Here is a 20,618-nt window from a genome sequence, read left to right on the forward strand (position 1 = left end):
GACATTTTGGTCTTTTTGATCATTTGCAGGTAAAAAAAGACTTTGCATGATTTATGCAAAGTCCTCACCACTTCATTTTATACCGATTTACTGGACGACCAATGCCACCGTACTGGATTTCAATATCCACTTCTCCTATTTTTTGAAGATATTCCAAATACCGCCGCGCTGTCACACGAGCCATTCCGATTCCATCTGCTACTTGCTCTGCAGATAAGGCACACTCACTTTGTTGAAGGAATTGCAGGATTTGATCAAGTGTTTGCTGATTCAGACCTTTAGGTAATTCCTTAACACCCTCCTTCACATAACTGCCAATCAATCCATCTACTTGTTCCTGTTGAAGAGCGCCTTCTCCATTTATCTGGGAGTGATAAGTTTTATAATTGATCAAGGATTGCTGCAATCTCTCGAATTTGAATGGCTTGAGAATATAGTCCACTACTCCATTTTGGAACATAGTCCGGACCATTTCTTTATCATTGGCAGCGGTGATTACTATGACGTCCACATCGAATGCATGCTTCCGGATTTCTTTTAGTGTATCCATTCCGTTCAGCCCGGGCATATAGATATCAAGGATAATAAGGTCGGGGGCCAGCTTTTCTGCGAGATGTACTCCTTCTTTCCCATCAGAAGCTATATCAATCACTTGAAAAGGAGGCACCGCTTCGATGAATTGTCTATTAACTTCCTGCACCATCGGATCATCTTCAATCAATAATATATCAATACCCTGTTGTTTTTTGCTCATGTAACCCCTCCTCGTATACCATAGGGATATGGATGAAGATGCTTGTCCCTTCCCCTTGTTTAGAGATGACTTCTATATTCCCTAAGCTCTTGCCTACGATATTTTTCACCAAATACAGTCCTATCCCTGAACCTTCGTTACCCTTGGTGGAGAAGCCTTTGTCAAACACCCTTCTGTGTTCATCTTCCGGAATCCCTTCCCCATTATCCTCTACAGCGATCGTGCAATTTTGGCTGTTTTGAGTAATAGAAATATCAATCCACCTTTGCTCTCTATGGACCTGATCAAAGGAATGGAAAGCATTTTCAATCAAGTTACCCAGTATAAGAACAAAGTCATGTTCATCCAATAAAGGAGGGTACTCCTCCAACCTGCTCTGTTCATCAATAGCTACTTCAATCCCAAGCTCTCTCCCACGACTCACTTTGCTCAATAGCAAACCAGATAAACTGTAATCTTTAAATTTGTTCACTAAAAATTTTGATAATTTTTCTTGTTTCTCTGTGGACTCAAATACGAAGTTCAATGCATCTTCCTTTTTATCCAGTTGTATCAACCCAGCTATAGTATGCAGTTTATTCATATGCTCATGGTTCTGGACTCTCAAGGCGTCCACAAAAGCTTTCACCCCGGTCAATTCTTCAGCTAGTTTCGTCACTTCTGTCCGATCTTGAAATATGGCAACCGCTCCAATCGTGCGATTGTCGACACGGATTGGAATTCGGTTATTCATGAGCAATGCGCTGCCCAGACGAATCTCCTCATGGAATGCAACCTCCCCGGAAGGAAGCACATCAGCCAATTTTATGTCTGGAATGACGTTTTTGATCGATTGATGAGTGTAATCACCGTCAAGGCCAAGAATCATCTTCGCTTTATCGTTCATGAGGGTGATCTTGCCTTCCTTATCGATAGCCACAACCCCTTCGTTCATCGCTTGAAAAGTTGCGGTCCGTTCGACAAGGAGTTGAACGATTTCGTGAGGTTCTAAACGATAGGTTTGCTCTTTGATATGCCGTGCAAGAAGCCAGGATCCTGTTATCCCAAAAAGGGAAGTCAAGAAGAGAACAAACAGGATTTCGTTTTTCATTTCTAAAAGGATTTCTTGTACAGATGGGAGAAGGTTCCCTACGATGACGACACCTATTTGCTCATGGTCATCATTCATCACTGGTACAAATCCTCTGACAGCTTTACCAGATTCTCCTTGCGCTTTTGAGGTATAGCTATGCTCAGCAAGAGCAGGGCCTTCATCTTTTCCCGCAGATAAGGTACCAAGCTTTTCTTCCACAGGGTGAGAATAACGGACGCGGTTCATATTCAAGACAACGATATAGTCAGAGTTGTTCACCGTCCTAATCCTCTCCACGACGGGATTGATTCGTTTCCATCCCTCCGATTCTATCAGGCCCTCTTTCACTGCAGACAGATTTGCTACCGTCCTTCCTGTGACGAGAGCACGCTCTCCGAGTGAGTCTTCCTTTGTCTCTATTGTATTTCCAATAATGATGATGCCACCAATCAGAATAGCGAAAAGGACAATTCCGAATGATAGGATTGTAATTTTCCACCGGATGGGCATCCGTTTCAGTGACATAACCATTCTTTCTTCCTCCTCTGGTAGAGTGGGTTTCAAAAAGGAGGATAAAAAAGACCGAGAAGTTCAAGGCGGCGTAGCCTTGAGCACCGGAGTGTACGGAGATAGGTACAAAAGGAGCGGAAAAGCAAGCCAACGAAGAAATTCGAATTGTCTTTTTCACCGGACTTTTTGAACATCCTCTAGTATTTCTAGTGTATCACTTAAAAGTCTACCTATGGTACACTAATGTAAACGATTCCAAGGGGTTGTTCCGTTGAAAACTTTTGCAGCTATCAGTCTATTCATTTTCACTGGAATTTTTACTGCTCTTTTTTTTGGTTTCGATTTAAGTGAAGCTTCTGAATCCCTGGAATATGACGACGAACAAGAGGGACTAGAAGATGAGGTCGTCATTAAATTCAGTCACGTCGTAGCAGAAAATACTCCAAAAGGGGAAGCGGTCAGGAAATTCGCTTCACTCGTCCAAGATCGTTCGAATGGAGAAATTAAGGTCGAAGTATATTCCAACGGAACACTTTACAATGACGAGAATGAATTTACGGCACTAATGAACGGCCATATTCAAATGATCGCTCCAGCCACTTCAAAGATGACCGAACGTTTTCCGAAATGGCAAGTTCTTGACCTTCCCTTCGCTTTTCCTGATTATGATGCTGTCAGACAAGCTTACGAAGGGGAAATCGGTCTTACGTTATTAAACAACCTGGAAAATGGTGTGAAAGGAATGACTTTTTGGTACAACGGTTTTAAACAACTGACAAGTGATAAGCAGCCGCTCACTGTTCCATCTGATTTCAATCGGACCCACTTCAGGATCATGCCGAGTCCTATGATAGAATCTCAATTCCGCGCTCTTGGTGCGAGCACGAGCATGCTCCCCTTCAATAAGACCTACAGCAATCTGGAAGTCGATTTTATTGATGGACAAGAAAACACACCATCGAATGTCTACACTAAGAAACTTTTCCAGGAACAAAAGTATATGACGATAAGCAACCATGGCTATTTAGGGTATGTAGTCCTCATGAATGAAGCATTTTGGGAGAATCTTTCTGAAGAGCATCAGACAATCGTCCAGGAGGCATTGAATGAAACGACCAACTGGATCCGGCGTCACTCTATCGAAATGAATGATGCCCATCTCCGTATGATGAAACGAGCAGATTCGATAGAAGTCCACTACTTGACAAATAAACAAAAACAATTGTGGAAGCAGACGTTTGAGCCTGTATATGAGGAAGCTGAAAACATCGTGGGGAAACGATTGATGGAAGAAATTTATGGTATCCAGGAGCAATACAAGTAAGGATAGAGGAGGAAGGAAAATGAAGACTATTTTTGTTGCCGGACATTCGAAATTACCTACAGGGATTGCTGCCAATCATATCTCGGAATCTTTGACTCTAACGTTAGAAATTGATAAAAAATACGGTGTCATTTTAGACGCATCCTGTACATTAGCAACCGAGCATGGGAGAGGTTTCATTAAATCTTTATTAAAGGGATATAGTCTAAAGGATGGGATCGAGGAACCTATAGCAATATTGAAAGAAGGGTATTTAGGTAAGGCTGGAAATGCACTGGAGGCAGCGTTAAAAGATTCCTATAAGCAATACCAACTAAACCAATAAAGCCAAAAAAACCACGTTCTATCCCAAGAAAGAGAAAGGGACAAAAATCTGCCCGAACAAAAACACGCGTGAAATCAGATTTGATGATCTGGATTTCACGCGTGTTTTATTTCGTATAAGGAAGCATCGGCGGTAATTAGAGGCTTTTGCCCCGCCCTCGTCCCTTCAACTTACTCTTGTATATTCTAATTGAGGCAATCGTCTGGCAATCTCTTTACCGATTTCTAAAGAAGCGGTCGCTGCCGGAGATGGGGCATTACAAACATGTACCGAACGTTTACCCGTAATCAAGTGAAAATCATCGACGAGCTGGCCGTCTTTCAACATTGCCTGCGCTCTTACTCCTGCATTTGTCGGAATGATATCATCCGCTTGTATTTCCGGTACCAGTCGTTGAAGACTTTTAACAAAGCTTTGTTTATGCACAGAACGGATCATCTCTTTCATACCTTCTTTCATATTCGCTCGTGCCATCCTCCAAAAACCAGGGTATGACAAAACATCAAGCGTGTCCTTCCAATGAAAATCCGTTTTACGATAGCCCTCCCGTTTAAAGCTTAAAACCGCATTCGGACCAGCGTGGATGCCTCCATCGATCATCTTAGTCAGGTGGACACCTAAAAACGGGAAATCCGGGTTCGGAATCGGATAGATGAGTCCTTTGACAAGATGACTTTTCTCTTCTGTCACCTCGAAATACTCTCCGCGGAAGGGGACGATTCTTAAATCCGTGTGAATCCCCGCCATTTTCACAAGGCGATCGCTGTATAAACCAGCACAATTGATCATAAAACGGGAATGCAGACTTTTCTCTGGTGTATCGATCACCACTTCATTTTCTCGTTCCGAGATATCAACAACCGCTGATCCCAGCATAAACTCTGCTCCTGCATTTTCTAACAGGTCCTTAAGTTTTTCACTTACTTTACTGTAATCAACGATACCTGTACTTGGTACCTTCAATCCAGCTATGCCATTGACATGCGGCTCGATATCCCGAAGCTCCTCTTGATCGATCTTGGTTACATTCAACCGATTTTGTTGGACTCGCTCATACAACGCTTCCATTCTGGGAAGCTCTTCTTCTTCGGTAGCAACTAGAACTTTTCCACAAACTTCATGAGGAATGTCATGATCCTGACAGAACTTGACCATCGTGTTCCGTCCCTGGATCGCCATCCTCGCTTTTAAACTACCCGGTTTATAGTACACTCCAGAGTGGATCACCCCACTATTTCTGCCGGTTTGGTGAGCAGAAATGTGTTGTTCTTTTTCCACAACGACCATTTTGGCATGCGGATATTTTTGCATAAGCGCATAAGCTGTAGATAAACCGACAATTCCGCCTCCGATAATCACATAATCATACATTGTTACTACCTCCTACTACTGAACGAACCTTCCTCTTTGGCGTAATAGCTCTCTGTGTAATTGGGGATTCTTTTCAAAACCAGCTCTTCCATGGAGCCAGAAGCGATTGTTCAACATCACCAAATCTCCTACAGGCAATTCCAGCTCGATCAGCCCGGACGATTCTTCCATCGATAGAGACAACCCTTTCAAATATTGTGCCTGTTCAATTGTTTCAGGATAGACGAACTGATCGATGAAACAGATACAAGGTCTGTTGTTCCAGTCATAAAACGTTTTGCGCTGGACATCCTCAGAAACATTCTTGCTAGCAGGAGCTTTATAAGTAAACGGGTAAGATGCAAGCGGATGGTTATAGTAATAGTCGAACTCTTCCCAATCATCAAGGTGAAGCAGACGGGAGCTCCCACCAACCGCATTCTCCTCTTCCATCTTCATCATGAGCAGCCAGTCGGTCGGTTCGTCCACATACGTTCCATCGGTGTGAAGGGTGAACCTCCTATAAGCTTGACGAAGATACGAGTCACTATCATCTGTATGTTTGACGGAAAAACGTGCATAGTACTTTTGTGACATGGCATCAAAGTTCGGAATACCAGCTAAATGAGTCAGTGCCGTTGAAAACTTCACATAGTCTTGAGGGTCTGTCGTACGGTTGCTAAGTCCAACCGTAAAGCCTCCAGAGCTGCGGTCATGCAAAATATGACGGATCGTTTCTCCAAAGTTTTCATCCAGTAATTCTAAAAGCGTATTAGCTACAATCAAACGCTGATAAGGGATATATTCCAATTGTTCATCACTAATATTCCGGACTTCTTCTAAAAACCGGTCAATGACATGCGCCTCTAATTCAATGTTGTAAAGACGTTCATGATCAGAATGAGGTTGAATACGATATCCCTCTCCCGTAAATACCGGTAGACTTTCTTTTTTCATTTCCATTGCACACATAATTGGTACCCTCCATCATTTTTAATCGAATTAGGTTCTTATGGGCCCATAAGATTAAAAAAAGCCAGTCTTTCCCCTTTGAGAGAAAAACTGGCTTTAAACTGCGGATGAACCTCTGGTTTGCAGAGATTGAACAGTTTTACAGTTAGGTTATTCACTTTTACAGACACTGGCATTGCAACCGGATATTGAAAGGAGTCAGCCTTTCTATAGGGTTGCTTTCTGATACCATCATATAACTATTTAAATTTTCTGTCAACAACCAAGCCAGATTAATCTGTAATAGATAATGAGTGTTTATGACACTATAGTACTTAATCTCCCCTGCTCCCTGATATTCGCTTATCTCCTTCCTGACCTTCTTGCTTTCTTTAAAAAGCAGAGATGGTCCCATCCGTACGGGATTCTGTCCCACCAAATAACGTTCCTGTATTTGGATCGCGCCAAATGACTTGGCCTCTGCCGAATGCACCTGTCTCCAACTGCACTTCAATTTTGTGGCCTTTTCTAGCTAAAGCTTCTGCGACATGTTTAGGGAAGTGAGGCTCAACCCAGACCGTTTTATCTTTCATCCACTGCCATCTTGGAGCATCCAGAGCCGCCTGAGGATTCAGGTGAAAGTCGATGGTATTCATCGCCACTTGGACATGACCTTGTGGCTGCATGAACCCTCCCATGACTCCGAATGGCCCAACAGGTTGTCCACCTTTTGTAAGGAAACCCGGAATGATCGTATGATACGATCGCTTCCCTCCACCAAGGGCATTGGCGTGATTTGGATCCAGGGAAAAATTGTGACCACGATTTTGCAAAGCAATACCTGTGCCCGGAACAACAAGACCTGAACCGAAACCCATATAATTACTCTGAATGAATGAAACCATATTTCCTTCCGCATCTGCTGCCGCTAAGTAGACCGTCCCGCCTTTTGGAGGCATACCAGCTTCAGGAGTGAGCGCATCTTCCCCAATCAAACCTCTTCTTTCTGCCGCATAGTTTTCGTCCAACAACTCCTCAGCAAGAACATCCATGCACCTTTCCTCTGCCACATACTTTTCTCCATCAGCGAATGCAAGTTTCATCGCTTCGATTTGTTTATGATATGTATCGACAGCATCCTTTTCCTGAAGATCAAACCCCTTGAGAATATTAAGGGCGGATAACGCGACGATCCCCTGCCCGTTCGGAGGGATTTCCCATACGTCATATCCTTTATAGTTCACTGAAATCGGTTCTACCCAATCCGGGTTAAAATCCGCTAAGTCCTCTTTTGATATGTAACCGCCATATTGCTTCGAGAATTGGTCTATTTGCTCTGCCAGTTCGCCTTTATAAAAGGCTTCCCCTTTCGTGTCTGCGATTTTCCTTAAAGTGCTCGCATGGCCTTCCGATTTCCATACTTCTCCGATATGAGGAGCGTGGCCATCCGGTGCGAAGGTATCAAACCAATGAGAGAATTCTTCCCCTTCCAGCGTTTCTTTGAACTTCTCCGCCGCCAACGACCAGAACTTCCCTAATACTGGTGAGATAGGATAGCCATCTTCAGCGTATCGGATCGCAGGGGCCAGCAAATCCTTGAATGGTAGTTTTCCGAAGCGGTTCGATAGTTCCACCCAGGTCCCAGGCGCCCCAGGGACCGTCACGGGAACAAACCCATGTTCCGGGATTTCCTTATATCCACGCCTTTTTAAGTCCTCAATTGAAATAGAGGAAGGAGAATGCCCGCTTCCATTCAGTCCATAAAGTTTATCTTTCACCCAAACAAGAGCAAATGCATCTCCTCCGATGCCGTTTGATGTCGGCTCGACGACAGTCAAAGTGGCTGCCGTCGCGATGGCAGCATCAATTGCATTTCCTCCTTGCTGCAAAATCGACAGCCCTGCCTGGGAGGCTAGCGGTTGAGAAGTTGCGACCATGCCATTACGTGCGATTGTCGTATGTCTTGGTGTCTGATATGGATTGTAGAGATTATCTAAGTGTTTCATTTACGAGCTCCTTTCTGTGCAAATCCATGTTTCCATCTTTGATACCGAAAAAATAACAGGCTTCCAGTCTTTGTATACTTCAAGGCAGGCAGCATAATTTCCTTCTTCGACTTTTCTCGATAAACATCAATTCAACAAAAAAGGACCATCTGCTGGTCCTTTTTCATACTTGAATGCTTACCTATTAGTCTTCAGAAAAAACACTCAATCCTCCCGAATCAATTTAAATGTGCCGATCCCTTTAGCCATCATGTTCCCCTCTTGATCATACAATTCTCCTTCGGCAGTCACGATACGGTATCCCTGTTTCAAAATCCTCCCTTTTGCTTGAATCTCCCCTCCACTCGCGGGAGCCAGGTAGTTGATATTCAAGTTCATCGTTGTACAACGGGTCTTCGTGGTCGACCGGATGGCCATCCCTAAAATCAAATCGATCATCGTAGCATGAACGCCTCCATGAAGGGTGCCATTCACATTGTATAACTTCTCATGGACCGGCAGTTTCAGGAGTACATTTCCTTCTTCAAAGTGAACAATTTCAAAGCCGATATGGGAGAAAAATGGACTGGATTCAAAACTCTCTCGTACTTCACCAATAGTCTTCGTCACTTCCACACCCCTCGCCTCATTTTCCTTGGAAAACGGCTGACCTTTTCTCAAGAAATGCCTTTGTTCCCTCGTTCTTATCCTCAGAATTGAACAAAATAGCCTGGGAAAGTTTCTCTAACATCAGCCCTGTTTTCATATCGGTTTCCGCTCCCATATGTACAGATACCTTTGCTAGTTGTACAGCTAATGGACCTTTGGCGAGAATCTTCTTACTTACCTCTTCCACTTTGTCCTGAAGCTCTTCCGGGGCCACGACTTCCGTGACAAGTCCGTATTGTAAAGCTTCGTCTGCATCAATGACTTTCCCAGTCAGGATCATTTCTAGTGCTTTTCCTTTTCCTACTAATCTGGCTAAACGCTGCGTCCCTCCCGCTCCAGGGATAATAGATAGATTCAGTTCAGGGAGCCCTAATTTCGCGTTCGTTGAAGCGATGCGGATATCACAGGCCATCGCTAACTCACAACCGCCTCCGAGCGCATACCCATTGATCATAGCTATGGTAGGTTTTTCGAAGCTTTCAATTTTATCGTAAACTTGTTGCATCCCCTCTGGTTTTAATGCATCGACTGCTGACTTCTCCTTCAGTTGGTTGATGTCCGCCCCTGCCGCAAAGGACTTCTCCCCTTTGCCGGTGAACACGACTAACCCAACTTCAGCATCTTCTGACGCTCGCCCCATTGCATCCATAATCTCATCCAATGTTTCTTTATTGAGCGCGTTACGGACTTCTGGCCGGTTGATAGTAATGAATGCAAGCTTGTCTTTCTTCACGTATTCTACATTTTGTAATACCATACCGTTCATCCTTTCTGATCAGAGTCACGAGCCGACACTTTAAATGTCCCGACTCCTTTTGCTACAACTTTATCCTCCCCATCTAACACGGTTCCTTCCCCTACGATCATCTTTCCGTCTTTATGTGTGATAGAAGCATGAGCCGAGAACGGACCATTATTAGAAAAATCGACGTAATTCATATTCAAGTTCACCGTACTAGTGGGTACTTGCAAGGTTTCTCCGATGGTAGATCCGATTACAGTATCTAACATACTTGAGAATAAACCCGAGGGGATGGTGGAGTCTTCGGTTATATTCTCTGGTTTAACTTCCAGGCTCAGAATGACACGTCCATCCCTGTCTATATATTTATGAAAACCGAGATGTTCAAAAAAAGATGAGGACTCTCTCACAATTCAGCCTCCTCAACCACCATCTAAACTTTTTCCACCATGATCGCCATCCCCTGACCACCACCTGCACAGAGAGTAGCCACTCCAAGTTCCTCATCTCTTCGTTTCATCTCGTGCAAAAGGGTTGTTACTATTCTTGCGCCACTCGCACCGACCGGATGGCCGAGAGCAATGGCCCCTCCATTGACATTCACTTTCTCTTTGTCCAGTCCGAGCTCCCGTATGACGGCTAGTGATTGAGAGGCGAATGCTTCATTCAACTCCACCAAACCGATGTCATCTACTGTTTTGCCTGTTTTTTGCAAAAGTTTTTCAACAGAAGGGACAGGACCGATCCCCATCAATTCAGGAGAAACTCCAGCTGTCGCCCAATCGATGATCCTCGCCATAGGCGTCAAACCTAATTCTTCCGCTTTCGAAGCACGCATAAGAACAAGAGCGGTAGCCCCATCATTACGGCCACAGGCATTACCTGCTGTCACAGTGCCATTTTCCTTGAAGGCAGGGCGCAAACTTGAGAGCTTCTCAAGCGTCGTATTCGGACGGGGATGCTCATCCGTATCAAAAGTGACCGTTGATTTTCTTTCCTTCACTTCGACGGGGACGATTTCCTCTTTGAAACGTCCGCTCTCCATCGCATGAGCGGCTCTTCTCTGACTCTCAATGGCAAAAGCGTCCTGGTCCTTTCTCGACACAGCGTAACGTTCCGCTACATTCTCAGCAGTGACTCCCATCCCTAAATGATTTCCGTAGATTTCTTTCGGCTGCTGACCGGCTTCGGTATTGGAATCCACCAGCTCTGTTTTATCCCCGCCAAATCGTGAATTCCTTAAATAAATGGGAGAGCGGCTCATACTTTCCGTTCCACCAGCAACGATGATTTCTGCTTGCTCAAAGCTGATCTGCTGCACACCTGATGCAATGCTTTGCATCCCAGAAGCACACAGCCGGTTGATGGTGTAAGCAGGAGAGGATTCCGGGACACCTGCCCGTAATGCAGCTACTCTGGCCACATTGGAAGATTCCGTCGTTTGGCGGACTTCCCCCATAATGACTTCATCGACTTGCTCCGGTGATAACCCTGCCCGCTCAATCGCCTCTTTGATAGCGACAGCCGCTAAATGTCCGGAAGATTCATGTTTCAATGAACCTCCATAACGACCGATGGGGGTTCGGACGGCACTGACAATAACGATTTCATTACTCATTTATATCCTCCTTATAGGGCATATTCTTTTTTCAACTGACCGGATATGATATTTTTCTGAATTTCTGAAGTGCCTTCATATATTCTTGTAATCCGTGCATCACGGAAAAACCGTTCAATCGGATAATCAGAAATGTAGCCGATCCCTCCGTGTACTTGGACCGCTTTATCTGCTACACGGTTGTAGACTTCTGATCCATAAAGCTTCAGCATCGCGGCTTCCTTGATCACTTTCTGACCCTGGTCGACCATCCAGGCGATCCTGTAAGTGAAAGAGCGAAGGGCTTCTGTTTCCACCGCCATTTCTGCCACCATATGCGCGACAGCCTGATGATCGATGATAGGAACACCGAATTGCTCGCGCTCCTGTGTGTATTGCATAGATAAATCAAGCAGCTTCTGACACGACCCCAGGTTCCTCGCTGCCAATCCAGCTCTGCCATTCGCCAGTATTTTCAAAGCATTCACATAGCCTTGCCCTTCTTCCCCAAGTACATTTTCCGCAGGAACTTCACAATCCTCTAAAATGATTTCAGCTGAATGGGAGCCATGTAACCCCATCTTCGGTTCAAGCGCCCCGACCTCGAATCCAGGGAAATCCTTCTCTACGATAAAAGAAGTGATCCCTTTCGCACCTTTACTTGCATCCGTGACAGCCATAACAGTGAAAACATCCGCTTCCGTTGCGTTAGTGATGTAATGCTTCGTGCCATTGAGGATGTATTTATCCCCCTTTTTCACAGCTGTCGTCTTCAAATTGGTGGCATTCGAACCAGCACTAGGTTCTGTAAGGGCGAATGCTCCAATCGACTCACCACTTGCTAAGGCTGGTAAATACTTTTGTTTTTGCTGCTCATTTCCGAGTTCGACAATACCGACCGTCCCAATCCCTGTGTGGGCCCCGATCAACGTAGTAAAACCATTATGGGTCGCACCTATTTCTTCATATAGCGCACATTTGCCGACCATCCCGATTCCCAAACCGCCATATTCTTCTGGGATACTCAATCCGAAAAGCCCCATTTCCCTGGACATTTCTATGATCCGTTCAGGAATTTTGTCTTCCTTTTCAATTTCCATTGCCACTGCCTCTACTTCTGTCTGGACGAAATTACGGACATTCTCTTTCAGAAACTGAATCTCTTCATCTAATGTAAAATCCATGCTTATCGCTCCTTCTTCTAAGTATAGTGATAAAAACCTCTGCCTGTTTTCTTACCTAAGTGCCCCGCCTTCACATACTTGGTTAAAATCGGACAAGGACGGTATTTTTCTCCCAAGGTTTGATGGAGGTATTCCATGTTTTTCAACCGTGTATCCAAACCGACTAAATCGGCTAGTTCCAAAGGACCCATCGGGTGATTCAATCCGAGATTCATAGCTTTATCAATGTCTTCCACGGAACCGACACCCTCCATTACCATGTTCATGGCTTCATTACCGATCAGACAATTCATCCGACTGACGGCAAAGCCAGGGAATTCATTGATTTTCACACACTCTTTCCCTATCATTTCACCAAATTGGAAAGAGCGATCAACGGTTTCTTCTGAGGTTTCCAAACCGCATATGACTTCAATCAATTTCATCTTAGGAACAGGATTGAAAAAATGAAGCGCGATACACCTCTCCGGCCGACTTGTCTGCGCTGAAATTTCCGTCGGGCTCATCGTCGAGGTATTTGTTGCGAGAATTGCATGGTGAGGAGTATACCGATCCATTTCCTTGAAAATCTCCACTTTCAAATCCATGATTTCAGGGACAGCTTCAATGACGAGATCTGAATGGGATACAGCTTTTTCGATCGCCTGATGGTATTCGATGTTTTCTATCTTTTGATCAGCTTCCTGACTCGATATTCTGCCTTTTTCTACACTTCTTTTAAACTGTTTTTCCATATAAGTTTTGCAGTCTTCTATTCCTTTTTCATATTTGTCCTGGACAGACACAGATAATCCGGATAACGCACATACAAATGCGATACCTCTTCCCATCGTTCCTGCTCCAATCACACTCACATGTTGAATCATCCGTTATACACCAACCTTCATTTGCTTCACTTCTTCTACTAAAGCAGGAACTACTTCGAATAAATCTCCTACAATCCCATAGTCTGCTATATGGAAGATATTCGCCTCTGGATCTTTGTTTATCGCTATGATGAGTTTTGAATTGGACATCCCAGCTAAGTGCTGGATAGCTCCGGAGATTCCACACGCTATATAGAGATCCGGGGTGACGACTTTCCCTGTCTGGCCAATTTGTAAGGAGTAATCACAGAAGCCAGCATCACACGCTCCTCGAGAAGCACCGACCGTTCCACCGAGAACTTCAGCCAATTCCTGAAGGGGACCGAATCCTTCCGCACTTTTCACACCTCGACCACCGGCAACAATGATTTTCGCTTCGGATAAATCCACTCCATCGCTTTTGCTGTGGATGATTTCCTTGACCATCGTCCGTAAATTTTCGATTTCTATATCAATCGATTCGACCTTCCCTGACCGGGATGGATCCCTATCAAGTGGAGGAATATTATTGGGACGTATCGTCGCCATCATCAAGCCTTCTGTAATTACCTTCTTCTCGATTGCTTTTCCAGAAAAAAGCGGCCGTGTAAAAACGATTGTTTCCTCTTCCCTGGCAATACCTGTCACATCAGAGACCAGCCCTGCATCCATCCTGCTTGCGACTCTTGGTGCAAGGTCCTTACCAAGTGCTGTATGTGCAAATACCAGTCCGTCTGGCTGCTCTTCCTCCATCACTTTAAAAAGAGCCTGAGCATATCCATCTGACGTAGCATTTCTAAGATTTTTATGCTCTACTGTCAGGACACGATCGGCTCCATAAGCGATCATCTCATCTGAATACCCCTGTATTTCTTCTCCTATGAGAATAGCTGTAACTTGGCCATTACCAGCGATCTCCTGCGCTGCAGCAATCGCCTCAAATGATACGCTCCTCAGGCTTCCTGACTTCAGTTCCCCAAGGACTAACACGTTTCTATTCACCATTCACCCACTCCCTTACTGGAATATTTTCGCTTCGCGCCGAAGAATGTCCATCAACTCTCCGACTTGCTGACGGACATCTCCTTCCAGCCGTTTTCCTTTTTTCTTTGAGACGGGAAGGATGTCAATCGTTTCTGTTTTCGCATTAACATACCTCTTATTCTTCCAGGTCCACTTTTCAAGCGATTTACTTTCCGCATCCTTGATGTCAAGCATTGGAGCAGGGGAGTCCAACCGTTCGACTATGGTCATAAGAAAAGGAAGGGACGTGATCACCATCTCCTTATCTCCTTCTACCTCGCGCTTCAAGATAGCTTTTTCTCCAGACAACTCCAGGTTGGTGACATTCGTCAGAGCAGGAATCTCCAACAGTTCGGCAAGTCCAGGGCCTACTTGGCCAGAGCCTTCGTCGATAGATACGGGGCCAGCAAGGATCACATCCGCTTCTTCACCTTCGAAAAAATCCGCAAGTGCGTGTGCGGTTGTGAATGCATCCCCGCTTCCTTTACCTGGATCGATCCATATCGCTTGGTCTGCTCCCATCTCTAACGCCGTTTGTAATGGACCAGCAGCATCCCCACTATCCACACTTATAGCGATGACTTCTCCTCCGTATTTCTGTTTTAAGCGAACGGCTTCTTCAACAGCACATGCATCATAAGGATTGATCATATAAGAGGAATGACTCTCATCGAGCTTCCCGTCCTCGATGTGAAAATTCCCTTCTAGTTTCCATACACGTTTTATGAGGACATAGATTTTCATCGTGCTTCCCCCTGTTCAGCTATATTGATAAAAACCTTTTCCTGTTTTCCGGCCGAGCTCCCCTTTGTTCACTTTTTCCTCCACGATTTTCGCCGGTCGATCTGCTTCATCCCCGGATTCCTCATAACGTTGCATCCGGACGAAATAATTCACATCAAGACCAGTCAAATCCATTAAAGAAAAAGGACCGATGGGATGGTTCAGCGCTTTCGTACAGACGGTATCGATTTCTTCGTGTGTGGCATAACCATTTTCCAGTAAAAAGACAGCTTCATCCATCAGCTTCCCGAGAATACGATTGGCAATGAAACCAGAAATCTCTTTTTTCAGCAGGACCGGTGTTTTGTTGATTCCTTCAACGAATCTAAAAGCTTGTTGTGCTGTTTCTTCTGAGGTATGCGGACCTTTCACCACTTCTACAAGTTCCATGACCAGCGGTGGATTAAAAAAGTGAAGATTACATACTTTGTCCTGGCGATTTGTTGCATCAGCTATTTTAGAGCTGACAATGGTCGAACTGTTTGTAGCGAGTATGGTATGGGGAGGAGTAAGTTCATCCAGCTTCTTGAACAGCTCCCTCTTCACATCAAGCTTCTCTACAACAGCTTCAATCACAAGATCGGCATCACTGACAAACGTAAGATCCGTCCCCAATTCCAATCGTCCAAACGCATCCTCCACTTGCTGATTTGTTAGTCGTTGCTTTTCGATGCTCCGGTCCATCCTTCTTTCCAATTCTCCACGCGCTTGTTCTAAACGCGCTTCATCTAAATCGTTCAGATACACAGGGAAGCCTTCCAGTGCACAAACCATGGCGATTTGTGCCCCCATGGCTCCTGCGCCGATGACTGCTACTTTCTCAATGGGATTGGATTCCATTTATGTCATCCTCCTTTTGGTTTTCTGCTTCTATAAGCTTCCGCTTCAACAGTTTTCCGACTGTATTTCTTGGCAGTTCTGTCGTGATTTCAAATTGCTTCGGTACCTTATAACGCGTTAAATTGCGGTAACAATGGCCTTTCAATTCTTCTAAGTCGATGGTATGACCATCTTTCGCAACGATATATGCTTTGACGATTTCACCTTTTTCACGATTTGGAATCCCGACTACTGCCGACTCTTTCACATCCGGATATTCATATAAAACGCTTTCAATTTCCTGCGGATAAATGTTGAAGCCACCGTTGATAATCATCTCTTTCTTTCGTCCAACAATATAGAAATAGCCGTCCTCATCTGTCATAGCCAAATCTCCAGTGTATAGCCAGCCATTCCTTAAAGCATGACTTGTTTCCTCTTCTTTCCTCCAATATCCCTTCATCACTTGCGGACCTTTGATGACCAGCTCCCCTACGCTATTTTCAGGAAGCTCCTGATTCTCCTCATTGACCACTTTACTGTCTGTTCCAGGAAGAGGAATTCCGATACTCCCCACTTTCCTTACGCCAAACGTAGGATTTCTATGGGTAGAAGGAGAGGCTTCTATCAATCCGAACCCTTCACCTATGACAGCCCCCGTCAAACTTTCAAATCGCTTGATGATTTCTACAGGCAAAGGTGCGGACCCACTTGAGCAAAACTTCAAACAATCAAGCCCGAAGAATTCTACATCGGAATGATTTACAAAAGCGTTATACATCCCCGGGACACCTGGAAAAAAAGTCGGCTGATATTTTTTAATCTTATCAAGCACATCTTCTACCACGAATTTACGAATTAATAGAATAGAGGCACCTATATAGATTCCTAGATTCATGGCACTTGTCATGGCATACACATGGTAGAGTGGGGTGGCGGTCAAAACAACTTCTTTTCCCTTCACCATCCTCTCCCCGTACATGGCATGACTTTGCACCACATTCGCCACAAGGTTGAAGTGTGTGAGCATAGCTCCTTTCATTTTCCCTGTTGTTCCTCCTGTGTATTGAATCACCGCTACATCTTCTTTTACGAAAATAGGGATGTCTCTTTCCAATGGAACCGCCTGTTCGATGAGTTGAGTGATGGAGTTGGATTGGCTGTCCCCTCCATTCGCCACAAACACCTGACTCAAGTCACACATATCTTCCACTTGTTCTACGGTTGAGAGGTGCTCATCCTCGACGACTAAAAAGTTCATGTCTGCGTCATCAATGATCTGCAACAATTCCCTTGCGGTATATCGAGGGTTGATCTGGACGACGATCAAGCCGAGCCTTTGAGCTGCATAGTAAGCAATAATATAGTCGGGATGGTTCGACACCATCAAACCGATGCGGTCCCCTTTTGCCAGACCAATACGGTCCCAGGCACCGGCAAGCTGATCCACCTTCTTCTTCAATTCTTTATAGCTGATGGTTCGCTCTTCATAAATGACAGCCGCCCGACTTCCATACGCTTCCACAGTCTTCTCTAACAATTTGTACAACGGAACTTCAGGGTAAGAGATCCCTTTTTTCATTTCAGCTGGATAAAATTCAAACCATTTACGATTCACTAATTGATTCACTCCGACTCCCCCCCTCAGGCTATAGTGTGCGTCCCTATTCTAAGGCTCCAACTTCCTCATAGTATTTTTTCGCTCCTGGGTGCAAGGTTTCTGGGTCGATTCCATCCAAAGCTGTTTCTACAGTGAAGTGCTTCGCTCTCTCTGGTATTTGACTTTCAAATTCCGGGATATTATCCCAAAATAATTTGGTTAGGTTATAGGCGTAATCTTCCTCCATATCACTCCGTGCTGTCAGCATCGTCACCATTGTGTAGGTAGGAATCGCCTCGTCCATGTTTTCATAAGTATCCGCAGGGATTTCTCCTGAAGCAATACCTATTCCTTTCTCCTCGATGCTCTGCAGCTTGTCTTCCTCGATAGGAATAATTTTGATCGGTTTAGTGATTTCTATCTCTTGTAATGCTGGAATGAAAGGGGCTCCGCCTCCTACAAAAACCTCCACATTGTTATCCTTTAACATGGAGGCACCATCAGAGTAATTCCCGTAAGAAATTTCCCCACCGGCTTCTTCAATCGTCGATTCATCGATGCCATACTCTGCCATCATGTTCCAAAATGCTACCGGGCCGCCTCCTCCTTTAGGGCCGAGGAAAATATGCTTGTCTACGATATCTTCTATGGAATTGATGTCTTCGTTGTCCGTCGTCGTTGCTATTGTTTGATAGACGGGATATAAAGCACCAATAGCGGAAATCTCACTTAATGGCTCATCAAAGCCTTCCCCTCCATCGATAGCTGAGGTGAAATCAGACGTGTAATTCAGACCCATTTGAATATCTCCGACCTCCAGAGATTTCAAGTTAGCGGTCGAACCACCTTCCACTTGTGAAACGTTCAGTCCTGAAAACCCATCCATATATACATCCGTCATCACTGTAGTAATCGGATACCAACCTGACCCCATCGGACCACTGCCGATTTTCAGGAACTTGTCGGGTGCTGACGGTTTGTCCCCTGCTCCTGACGTCGCATCACTATCACTACATGCGGCCAAAAGGATGAAACTAGACAATACAGTCAACAAAAAAACCATTGTTCTTTTCATTGAAAATCCACCTTTCTTGGGATTAGCCACTCATTTGTTTAGAGCTTTCCGAAACGTAAGCGGAAGATTTTTTCTGCCATAAGATCAAGAATATGACTAGAGTAAGTCCGATCAAGTCACCTACTAGACCCGGCATCACCAACAATATGGCACTTGCGAACAGCATCAGCCTCTTCCAAATGCCTAAAGGACCAAGGAAATAATTCTCCAATGCACCAGCAAAGAACAAACAGCTCAATAAAGCACTGGATACTGCTATGACTATTTGGCTCGTATCCCCACCTTGAAGAAGCAGTTCTGGGTTATAGACGAAAAGGAACGGAATAAAGAATCCGCCTAGTCCGATTTTTATCGCATACAGAGCGGTTTTCGTAGGATCTGACCCAGCGATGCCCGCTGTCGTATAAGCAGTGATAGCAACAGGAGGTGTCAAACCAGAAAGAACGCCGAAGTAAAAAACGAACATGTGGGCAGCTACCACGTTAACACCAAGGTCGATCAAGGCAGGTGCACCCAGGACCGCAAGGATGACATATGCAGAAACTGTCGGCATCCCCATCCCCATGATGATCGAAGCGCAAGCAACGAGGACTAACAGCATTATGAGTGAGCCGCCAGCCACATCAATGACAAATCTCGAAAAAGTGATGCCAAGACCTGTCAACGAAACGGCACCGACGATAATCCCCGCCGTAGCACATGCCGCAACCACGACCAACGCATTCCTCGCCCCGTTCTCTAATGCAGCTAAAATATCCAATAGGCTCATTCTTGTCGCTTTTCTGATCCAGCTTAGAACCACTGTCGCAACAATCGCATAAAAACCTGCTTTCATTGGGCTGTATCCATAAATCATCAAACCGATGATCAATAATATCGGCAAAAATAGATAGCTTTGCTTCAGTAATACCATTTTTAAATTTGGAAGTTGCTCTTTCGGAATCCCGGCCATCTCTAAACGCTTGGCATGATAGTAAACGACCATACCTGCGATGAAAAAGTAGATGATCGCTGGAATTAACGCGAACAGAGCAATTTGGATATATGGTAGTCCGATGGTCTCTGCCATGATGAAAACGGATGCTCCCATAATCGGCGGCATGATTTGACCACCCTGGGAGGCCACCGCTTCGACAGCTGCAGAAAACCTTTTACTATACCCTAACTTCTTCATCAACGGGATCGTAAAGGAACCGGTGATGGCCGCATTGGCAGCCCCGTTCCCTGTGATGGTCGCTACAAGGGCACTTGATCCTACAGCAGACAAAGCAGGTCCGCCAGTTTTATTACCGAACAAGCCAAAAGCGAAATCTGTGAAGAATTGCCCGCCCCCCGACTTCATCAAAAACGAGCCGAAAATAACGAACAGAATCAACACCGTTGAACTGACATAAATCGGGGCACTGAAAATCCCCAATGTTCCATTGAACATATGATCGACCATCTTCTCATATCTGACACCAGGGTGCGCCAGAGCACCTGGGAAGTACCTCCCTAAGAAGATGTAGGCTAAGAAAAACACCCCGATCAAAGACATAAGAACACCATTCGTTCTTCTTGTCGCTTCTAGAACAAGAGCTATGAAAATCGTTCCGAAAATCACATCACTATCACTGATGTTTCCTTGCCGGCTTTGAATCATCTCAGCACCTGTAATCATGTAATACGCTGTCACTAGAGTCAGCAACACAATGAGTACATCCATAAAGCCGAATTTGCTCCCCTTTTTAAAAGGGAACAACAAGAAAATCAGCAGCAAAGCCCAGAGGACGTGGACACTCCGTTGCTGCCAAGATGGCAACGTACCGAAACCTGCTGTATACACGTGAAAAATGGATAACCCGATGGCAAGCAGGCTGATGGCCAGGATGAAAAAGCGCGGCCCATTCCATTTTTCCTTTCTCTCCTGCCAAAGCGTTTCAATATGGGCTGGCTTTTCCTTTATGGTCGTGTCCAACTTTTTGACGTCCCTCGCTTCCATGCTCATTTCTGTTCACCTCCAAACCAGTA

At 44.9% G+C, this 20,618-nt stretch carries 19 protein-coding genes; 2 read left to right on the top strand and 17 right to left on the bottom strand.

Going from position 1 to position 20,618, the window contains the following annotated elements:
* Positions 1-64 precede the first annotated feature (64 nt).
* Together BMZ58_RS04945 and BMZ58_RS04950 are read right to left on the bottom strand one after the other, a co-directional pair.
* Positions 65-754 carry a response regulator gene (locus BMZ58_RS04945; protein WP_075035449.1) on the bottom strand — a complete coding sequence of 230 codons (690 nt, stop codon included), beginning with the start codon at positions 752-754 and terminating at the stop codon, positions 65-67.
* A complete protein-coding gene (locus BMZ58_RS04950; protein ID WP_075035630.1) occupies positions 729-2,351 on the bottom strand; it encodes an ATP-binding protein in 1,623 nt (540 codons plus the stop codon). Before BMZ58_RS04950 ends, BMZ58_RS04945 begins: the two co-directional genes overlap by 26 nt.
* A gap of 256 nt (positions 2,352-2,607) precedes the next feature.
* Between BMZ58_RS04950 and BMZ58_RS04955 the strand changes: the two genes are divergently transcribed.
* Positions 2,608-3,660, top strand: coding sequence for a DctP family TRAP transporter solute-binding subunit (locus tag BMZ58_RS04955; protein WP_075035450.1), 1,053 nt, complete (start codon positions 2,608-2,610; stop codon positions 3,658-3,660).
* Between the two features lie 19 nt (positions 3,661-3,679).
* Positions 3,680-3,985 (top strand): DUF3870 domain-containing protein, encoded by a 306-nt coding sequence (locus BMZ58_RS04960; protein ID WP_075035451.1) that lies wholly within the window; start codon positions 3,680-3,682, stop codon positions 3,983-3,985.
* Positions 3,986-4,150: 165 nt separating this feature from the next.
* Here the strand turns inward: BMZ58_RS04960 and lhgO are convergent, their stop codons facing one another.
* The 15 genes from lhgO to BMZ58_RS05035 all read right to left on the bottom strand — a co-directional run bounded on the left by lhgO (position 4,151) and on the right by BMZ58_RS05035 (position 20,595).
* Complete coding sequence (gene lhgO, locus BMZ58_RS04965; protein ID WP_075035452.1) at positions 4,151-5,356, bottom strand: L-2-hydroxyglutarate oxidase; 1,206 nt, start codon at positions 5,354-5,356, stop codon at positions 4,151-4,153.
* A gap of 15 nt (positions 5,357-5,371) precedes the next feature.
* Positions 5,372-6,307 carry a glutarate dioxygenase GlaH gene (gene glaH, locus BMZ58_RS04970; RefSeq protein WP_075035453.1) on the bottom strand — a complete coding sequence of 312 codons (936 nt, stop codon included), beginning with the start codon at positions 6,305-6,307 and terminating at the stop codon, positions 5,372-5,374.
* A gap of 371 nt (positions 6,308-6,678) precedes the next feature.
* A complete protein-coding gene (locus BMZ58_RS04975) occupies positions 6,679-8,292 on the bottom strand; it encodes a gamma-glutamyltransferase family protein (protein WP_075035454.1) in 1,614 nt (537 codons plus the stop codon).
* 204 nt (positions 8,293-8,496) lie between these two features.
* Positions 8,497-8,907 carry a PaaI family thioesterase gene (locus BMZ58_RS04980; protein ID WP_341864765.1) on the bottom strand — a complete coding sequence of 137 codons (411 nt, stop codon included), beginning with the start codon at positions 8,905-8,907 and terminating at the stop codon, positions 8,497-8,499.
* 10 nt (positions 8,908-8,917) lie between these two features.
* Positions 8,918-9,697 (bottom strand): enoyl-CoA hydratase/isomerase family protein, encoded by a 780-nt coding sequence (locus BMZ58_RS04985; RefSeq protein ID WP_075035455.1) that lies wholly within the window; start codon positions 9,695-9,697, stop codon positions 8,918-8,920.
* 5 nt (positions 9,698-9,702) lie between these two features.
* Complete coding sequence (locus BMZ58_RS04990; protein WP_075035456.1) at positions 9,703-10,092, bottom strand: PaaI family thioesterase; 390 nt, start codon at positions 10,090-10,092, stop codon at positions 9,703-9,705.
* A 23-nt stretch (positions 10,093-10,115) separates the two neighbouring features.
* Positions 10,116-11,300: a thiolase family protein gene (locus tag BMZ58_RS04995; RefSeq protein ID WP_075035457.1), complete on the bottom strand. Its 1,185-nt coding sequence runs from the start codon at positions 11,298-11,300 to the stop codon at positions 10,116-10,118.
* Between the two features lie 11 nt (positions 11,301-11,311).
* A complete protein-coding gene (locus tag BMZ58_RS05000; RefSeq protein ID WP_075035458.1) occupies positions 11,312-12,463 on the bottom strand; it encodes an acyl-CoA dehydrogenase family protein in 1,152 nt (383 codons plus the stop codon).
* 17 nt (positions 12,464-12,480) lie between these two features.
* Complete coding sequence (locus BMZ58_RS05005) at positions 12,481-13,326, bottom strand: 3-hydroxyacyl-CoA dehydrogenase family protein (protein WP_075035632.1); 846 nt, start codon at positions 13,324-13,326, stop codon at positions 12,481-12,483.
* A 6-nt stretch (positions 13,327-13,332) separates the two neighbouring features.
* The gene (locus BMZ58_RS05010) at positions 13,333-14,313 is read right to left on the bottom strand and encodes an electron transfer flavoprotein subunit alpha/FixB family protein (RefSeq protein ID WP_425268644.1); all 981 of its coding nucleotides are present in this window, start codon (positions 14,311-14,313) and stop codon (positions 13,333-13,335) included.
* Between the two features lie 12 nt (positions 14,314-14,325).
* Positions 14,326-15,075, bottom strand: coding sequence for an electron transfer flavoprotein subunit beta/FixA family protein (locus tag BMZ58_RS05015; RefSeq protein ID WP_075035459.1), 750 nt, complete (start codon positions 15,073-15,075; stop codon positions 14,326-14,328).
* Positions 15,076-15,090: 15 nt separating this feature from the next.
* Positions 15,091-15,954 carry a 3-hydroxyacyl-CoA dehydrogenase family protein gene (locus BMZ58_RS05020; RefSeq protein ID WP_075035460.1) on the bottom strand — a complete coding sequence of 288 codons (864 nt, stop codon included), beginning with the start codon at positions 15,952-15,954 and terminating at the stop codon, positions 15,091-15,093.
* Positions 15,935-17,563 carry a long-chain-fatty-acid--CoA ligase gene (locus tag BMZ58_RS05025; RefSeq protein ID WP_139207286.1) on the bottom strand — a complete coding sequence of 543 codons (1,629 nt, stop codon included), beginning with the start codon at positions 17,561-17,563 and terminating at the stop codon, positions 15,935-15,937. Before BMZ58_RS05025 ends, BMZ58_RS05020 begins: the two co-directional genes overlap by 20 nt.
* Before the next feature lie 34 nt (positions 17,564-17,597).
* Positions 17,598-18,608, bottom strand: a complete 1,011-nt coding sequence (locus BMZ58_RS05030; RefSeq protein ID WP_075035461.1) for a TAXI family TRAP transporter solute-binding subunit — start codon at positions 18,606-18,608, stop codon at positions 17,598-17,600.
* Positions 18,609-18,630: 22 nt separating this feature from the next.
* A complete protein-coding gene (locus BMZ58_RS05035) occupies positions 18,631-20,595 on the bottom strand; it encodes a TRAP transporter permease (protein ID WP_075035462.1) in 1,965 nt (654 codons plus the stop codon).
* Positions 20,596-20,618 lie beyond the last annotated feature (23 nt).

It is taken from the genome of Halobacillus dabanensis (assembly GCF_900114165.1).
In the GTDB taxonomy this organism is placed as follows: domain Bacteria; phylum Bacillota; class Bacilli; order Bacillales; family Halobacillaceae; genus Halobacillus; species Halobacillus dabanensis.

Coding starts and splice junctions, on each gene's coding strand:
- BMZ58_RS04945 (WP_075035449.1), bottom strand. CDS start 754: ATGAGCAAAAAACAACAGGGTATTGATATATTATTGATTGAAGATGAT.
- BMZ58_RS04950 (WP_075035630.1), bottom strand. CDS start 2,351: ATGTCACTGAAACGGATGCCCATCCGGTGGAAAATTACAATCCTATCA.
- BMZ58_RS04960 (WP_075035451.1), top strand. CDS start 3,680: ATGAAGACTATTTTTGTTGCCGGACATTCGAAATTACCTACAGGGATT.
- lhgO (WP_075035452.1), bottom strand. CDS start 5,356: ATGTATGATTATGTGATTATCGGAGGCGGAATTGTCGGTTTATCTACA.
- glaH (WP_075035453.1), bottom strand. CDS start 6,307: ATGTGTGCAATGGAAATGAAAAAAGAAAGTCTACCGGTATTTACGGGA.
- BMZ58_RS04975 (WP_075035454.1), bottom strand. CDS start 8,292: ATGAAACACTTAGATAATCTCTACAATCCATATCAGACACCAAGACAT.
- BMZ58_RS04985 (WP_075035455.1), bottom strand. CDS start 9,697: ATGGTATTACAAAATGTAGAATACGTGAAGAAAGACAAGCTTGCATTC.
- BMZ58_RS04995 (WP_075035457.1), bottom strand. CDS start 11,300: ATGAGTAATGAAATCGTTATTGTCAGTGCCGTCCGAACCCCCATCGGT.
- BMZ58_RS05000 (WP_075035458.1), bottom strand. CDS start 12,463: ATGGATTTTACATTAGATGAAGAGATTCAGTTTCTGAAAGAGAATGTC.
- BMZ58_RS05010 (WP_425268644.1), bottom strand. CDS start 14,313: ATGGTGAATAGAAACGTGTTAGTCCTTGGGGAACTGAAGTCAGGAAGC.
- BMZ58_RS05015 (WP_075035459.1), bottom strand. CDS start 15,075: ATGAAAATCTATGTCCTCATAAAACGTGTATGGAAACTAGAAGGGAAT.
- BMZ58_RS05020 (WP_075035460.1), bottom strand. CDS start 15,954: ATGGAATCCAATCCCATTGAGAAAGTAGCAGTCATCGGCGCAGGAGCC.
- BMZ58_RS05030 (WP_075035461.1), bottom strand. CDS start 18,608: ATGAAAAGAACAATGGTTTTTTTGTTGACTGTATTGTCTAGTTTCATC.
- BMZ58_RS05035 (WP_075035462.1), bottom strand. CDS start 20,595: ATGAGCATGGAAGCGAGGGACGTCAAAAAGTTGGACACGACCATAAAG.